The 648-nt window shown below is 52.0% G+C and carries 1 protein-coding gene; it reads left to right on the forward strand.

Annotated features, from left to right (window positions below; all coding sequences use genetic code 11):
* Positions 1-81: 81 nt before the first annotated feature.
* A partial coding sequence (locus AC0QKW_RS00720; protein WP_473149149.1) for a transposase occupies positions 82-648 on the forward strand: 567 nt, incomplete at its 3' end.

The following is a 648-nucleotide window of genomic DNA, read 5'->3' on the forward strand; positions in this document are numbered from 1 at the left end:
ACCTGAGTTCGACAACGAGTGAAGTGCAGAAAGAAAGGCTGAGGGTTACGCTCAAAGTGTTGAATTCTAAGCACCTCAGCCATGTCTTTGAGTCTAGCGCGCCTCGACCTGACCCAAATCTTCTGCGACGTTGACGACTTCTATCGCGAGTTTGGGCGGCTCTGTGAACGAGCTATCCCTCGACTACCGTGCGATGGCCAGCCGAAAGGCTATCAGTCTCGGTTGAGCATCAGCGAAGTAATGACTATCGTCATCGCCTTCCATGGCTCGGGTTATCGGACATTTAAGGATTTTTACAAACAAAAGGTCTTGCCTGACTGGCGGGACGCCTTTCCCAATTTAGTCAGCTACGGACGGTTCGTAGAGCTAATGCCTTGGAGCTTTATGGCCTTAGTAGGCTTTCTAAACACCTGCTGTTTTGGCGAGGTTACTGGCATTAGTTTCATCGATTCCACCTCGGTAGCGGTTTGCCAGATCAAGCGGGCCAAGGCTCACAAAACGTTTAAGAGCTTGGCGGGTTGGGGCAAATCGTCGGTGGGATGGTATTTCGGCTTTAAGTTACATCTCATCATCAACGACCACGGTGAGCTGCTGGCCGTTGCCCTAACGCCGGGCAATACCGATGACCGCAAGCCCGTTGTCGGCATG

The sequence above is a fragment of the Pseudanabaena sp. PCC 9330 genome, from assembly GCF_055795045.1.